General features: G+C 69.8%; 2 protein-coding genes and 1 pseudogene. All 3 read right to left on the minus strand.

Annotation, left to right across the window (positions count from 1 at the left end; all coding sequences use genetic code 11):
• Positions 1-301 (minus strand): annotated as a pseudogene (locus WBA11_RS18685) (alpha/beta hydrolase); the annotation flags it as partial.
• A 61-nt stretch (positions 302-362) separates the two neighbouring features.
• Positions 363-1,910 (minus strand): sulfatase family protein, encoded by a 1,548-nt coding sequence (locus WBA11_RS18690; protein WP_424522142.1) that lies wholly within the window; start codon positions 1,908-1,910, stop codon positions 363-365.
• Positions 1,911-2,051: 141 nt separating this feature from the next.
• Positions 2,052-5,034 (minus strand): T9SS type A sorting domain-containing protein (locus WBA11_RS18695; protein WP_424522143.1); only part of this gene is annotated, 2,983 nt, incomplete at its 5' end.

Consider the following 5,034-nt stretch of genomic DNA (forward strand, 5'->3'; position numbering starts at 1 on the left):
CGAGCACGACGCGCAACCCGCGCGCGCCCAACGCCCGGACGTAGTAGCTCCGGTCGAGGGCGGTCCCTCCGTTCCCGTGGAACACGACGGCAGTTCCCCACGCGGCGCCCTGGGCCTCGACGACAAAGGCCGCTTGCGCCGCGACGCCCGGGAGCGGCCGCGCTCCAATCGCATCGAGGTCGCCGGCCGTCGGCGCCGGACCCTGACCGGCCGAGGGGTAGATCATCCGGCCCTGCATCGCAGCGATGACCCCGACGATCAGGACGTAGCCGCCGACGACGAAGAGGAGAGCGAGGCGCATGTCGGATCCGGGCGGTCCGGGATCGGGAGAGGTCCGCCCTCGAGGTCGCGAGCGGCGCGGCCTACAAGAACGGCGCCTCGAAGGTCTCCGGCGGGACGCCGTACACGTCGCGCAGCCGCAAGTACTCGGCCTCGAGGGCGGCCTGGACCGTCGCCGCGCCTGGCGTGCCGTACACGTTGCGGAGCTCCATGGGATCGGCCTCGAGGTCGTACAGCTCCCACGTGTCGTCGGTGTAGAAGTGGATCAGCTTGTGCGTCTGGGTGCGGACGCCGGCGTGACGCGCGACTTGATGCCGGCCGTGGTCGTAGTAGTGGTAGTAGATGGACCGCCGCCAGTCCTGGGGCGTCTCGCCTCGGAGGACCGGCGCCAAGGGCACGCCCTGCATCCGGTCCAACGGCGCCAGTCCGGCGACCTCGAGGAAGGTCGGCGCCAGGTCGATGTTCTGTACGAGGGCGTCGATACGCGTGCCCGGCGCGATCCGCTCGGGCCAGCGCATCAGCAGCGGCATCCGAACGGCCTCCTCGTACATCAGCCGTTTTTCAGCGTAGCCGTGCTCGCCCGTGAAGTAGCCCTGGTCCGAGGCGTAGACCACGATCGTGTTCTCCAGCGCCGGGTCCGCGTCGATCCGGTCCAAGAGCCGGCCGACGTTCTCATCGAGGGCGTCTACGATGCGGAGGTAGTCCTTGATAAAGCGTTGGTAGTGGTACGCCCGCATGGCGCGCGGGTCGTCGTAGGCACCGTTGGCCCGCATCCGCCAGTAGTCCTCGTTCTGCGGGTCCACGACGGCGTGGTAGGCCCGGCGCTCTTGGTCGGTCATGCGCGCGAGGTAGATGTCGCGCTGCGGGTCGTAGCGGCCGTAGTGGCGGAGCGGGCGGTAGTCAGTCAGTAAAAAGTTGACCGCGCTCGCGTTGTGCGTCCGCGTCGCCAAGTCGTCGTAGAGCGTCGGCGGCTCGGGGATGACGTCCTCGAGGTAGCGGTCGAGCAACCGCAGCGGCGGCATCCGCGGCACGTGGACGGCCTTGTACTGGACCAAGAGCAGGAACGGCTCGTCCTGGTTGCGGCGGTCGAGCCAGTCGATGGCCAGGTCCGTCACGATGTCCGTCGAGTAGCCCGGGATCGTGCGTGTGCCCGTGTCGGGCGAGTAAACCTCCGGGTTGTAGTAGAAGCCTTGCTTGCCGGCGCCGGTCAGGATCGTGTACTCGTCGTACTCGTCGGCCGGGCGGCTGTTGAGGTGCCACTTGCCGAACAGCGCCGTCTGGTACCCGGCCTGCTGCAACAGGCGCGGAAAGACGGCCTGCGTGCTGTCCCACGGCTCGCCGTTCCCCGTGATGCCGTTGACGTGGCCGTGCGTGCCAGTCAAGATCGCGGCCCGGCTCGGCCCGCAGATCGAGTTGCCCACGAACGCGTTCTCGAAGACGGCGCCTTGGTCCGAGATCCGGTCCAGGTTGGGCGTCGAGTGGAAGTCGCTGTACGCGCCGATGGTGCGCAGCGCGTGGTCGTCTGACATCACGTAGATGATGTTGGGACGATCGTCCGCCTGAGCCGAGGCGGGCACGGCCAACGCCGCGGCCAGCGTCACGAGGAGAGCAAAGGAGGGGGATCGGGTCACGGGTCTCGGGAGCGGCACCGCCCGAGGATACACCGACCCGCCCTCGAGGTCGACGCCGCCGAACGGTCCGAGCGCCCCGCCCCAACGAAAAAAGGGCCGGGCGCACGCAGCGCCCGGCCCCCATTCAAAGCCCGAGTCGGACTAGCGGCTCACCGTCAGGCGCCGCGTCTCGGTGAACGACTCGCCCTCGACGCGGACGACGTAGCTGCCGGGCGCCAGGCGCGCGGCCCCGAGATCGACCTCGAGGGCGGTGCCCGCCGCGACCGTGCCGTTGTGCGCGACCGCGACTTGGCGGCCCAACACGTCGAACACGACCACGCGGACCGTCTCCGTCTCCGCCACAGCGACCTCGAGGGTCGCGGCGCCAGTCGTCGGGTTCGGGTAGGCGTTGCCGATCGACAGCTCGGTCCCAAGACTCTCGTCCGACGCCACGGCGTTCTGGACCGTGAAGCGGAGCGCGAACCGGTCGTCGGTGTCGCCCGAGATCGAGACCTCGACGGTTCCGTCGTCGCCGGCCGCCACGGGCGCGCCGTCGTCCAAGAGCTCGACGTCGAGGGTCCGTCCCCCGACCTCGACCGTCTCGCCGCCGATGTCGAACGTGTACGTCCCGTCCATCGGGACCATCACCGAGAGCGGGACCGTCCGCGCCGCCGTCGGCCCGAAGTCCACGTCGTCGGTCAGGGCCAGCAGCGCCAGTGGCAGGCCGCCCTCGAGGGCGGACAGCGTCACGCCGCCCGGGCTCGTCACGTCGACGGCGTCGAGCAGGTCCAGGCCGCCCATCCCGTCGAACCGGACGGCGATCGTGTCGCCCCCGTCGTCGCCGGTGAGGGAGACCGTCAGGACGTCGTCGCTGTCGGTTGGTGTGTCGGTGAGGTCGTCGCCGTCCGCGTTCGCGTCGCCGTCGTCGAAGCCGGCCGAGACCGACACGTCGGTCGAGTCGGTGTCCGGGACCACCTGGAAGATGGCCGCGCCGAAGGCCGGCAGGACGGCGTCCTCGAGGTCGCTCAAGACGACCGGGCGGAACCCGCCGGTCTCATCGTCCAAGACCAGGGCCACACTGCCCAACGTGCCACCGTCGACCGAGAGGGCCGAGAGCGGGAGCGGGTTGTCCGACGGGTTGCCGACGCTCACGAGCACGCGGTCCCGGACGTCAGTGGCGTCCGTGCTGTCCGTCACGGTGAAGACGTCGAACGTGACGTCGCCACCGAACGAGGAGCCGTCGAGCGTGATCTCGGTGCCGGGCTCGACCTCGACCGCGACCGGCTGGCCGGGCGCGATGAAGTCGTCGTCGCCGAACGGCGTGAACGTGCCCGTCGAGTCGTTGAACGTCAGCACGTCGGCCCCGTTGAGGGCGTCGGACAGGTCGCCGGCCGTGACGCCGCCGATGGGCAGCGAGAGCAGGCGGAAGCCGCCGTCCTCGAGGCCGTCGCCGTCGCGGTCGCGGATCGTCACCGTCGACGTGACGGGGTCGCCGTCGTTGTCGACGATGATGACCACCGTCTGGGCGCGGGCGCCGACCTCGAGCGTCGGGTCGCCGCCGTTGGGGTCCTCGGCGACGGAGAGCTCGAACACGAGCGTCTCGTCGTCCTCAGAGATCGCGTCGTCGGTGATCGGGATGGTCACAGCGTACTGGCCGCCCGCGCCCTCGAGGTCGGAGATGTCGAACGTCTCCGACTCGAAGCCACCCACGTCCGCGGGGTCGCCGGACACGAGCGTCACGGTGAGCTCACCGGTGTCGGGGATATCGGAGAGCTCGATCCCGAGCTCGACGGACCCATCGCCCTCATTAACGGCTTGCTGGACGTCGGCGAACGAGACGGTCGGCAACGCGGCCTCGCTCGGCTCGATCGTCACCGTCGCCGACTTCTCGGTGCCCTCAGAGGCGTTCGACACGCTGTCGATGTCGATCGTGACCTGCTCCTCGCCCTCGGCTTCGCCGTCAGCGACGGCCGTGACGGTGACGGACGCCGACGTCTGGCCGGTCGGGATGGTGATGCTGTCCGGCCCATCGAGGTCGGAGCTGTTGGAGTACGTCAAATCGATGACGACATCGGCGTTGGTCGTCGTACCGATCGTGGCCGTCAGCTGGGTCGACTCGCCCTCGGCCAAGGTCGTGTCGTCGAGCGTGAAGCCGGATACCGCGAGCCCACCGGAGCCCGTGTTGCCGCCCGGCGTCGGAGTGCCGGCGGAGAAGTCTCCGCTCTCGTCGCGCTGGAGCGACGTGTCGTCCGTGTCGCCGCTCGCGATGTCGTCCTCGGACTGGCCAAAGGCCGCGGCCAAGCTGTTCGCGTCGCGAGCGCGGCGGCTCGACTGCGTCCCGTTGTTGTAGACCAGCACGTCGACCCGCGTCGACGCGTTCTGGCCGGCGACGGCGCCCACGGGGTAGTCCGACGCGTTGCCGCGGTAGATGCCGATGGCGCCGTCTTCGTCGCGGATGTCGTCGGAGGTGCCAGACAGCTCGTCCTGGTCCACGTTCGAAACGCCGGGGTCGCCGAAGACGAACGTCTCACCCGGGGCGAGCTCGCCCTCGAGGTCGAACGAGGCGTAGGCCGTGTCGTCCTCGCCCGAGTACAGGACCAGGGCGAAGTCGGCGAGCTGGGCCGGGGCGTCGCCCGTGTTCCGGATCTCGACGAACTCGGCCCGGTCGTCCTCGCCCGAGGGGGCGGTCACGCTGTCGAGCTCGTTGATGACGAGCTGGGACATGACGGGCTCCGAGTCGAACTCGAACGCGCCGATGTCGACGGTCTCATCGCCGTCGGCCGTGCCCGGGCGCTGGAAGCCGCGGCCGTCGGCCACGATCTCGTTGCCCTCGAGGTCGGTGTTGACGCCGTTGTTGATGGCGACGCTGCCGGACCCGAGCTCGACCGCGGTCACGGCGTAGGTCTCGTTCCGGTTGGAGCCGCTGATGCCCGGGTCCACGCGCGTGCCGGCGTCGCCCTGGCCCGTCCCGACGTAGCTGTCGTTGGCGTTGGGCTCGCCGGCCGTGAAGGTCTCCTCGACTGTGTTGTTCGTCCCGATCAGGTTGAACCCGCCGTCGGTGAACGTGCCGGTCTCGAACGGGATGAAGAACGGGGCGAGCTCGTCGTCGTCGGCCGGGTCGCCGTCGAACAGGTCGGAGCCGGGC

Origin of the sequence: Rubrivirga sp. (assembly GCF_049648075.1) — a bacterium.
Lineage (GTDB): Bacteria > Bacteroidota > Rhodothermia > Rhodothermales > Rubricoccaceae > Rubrivirga.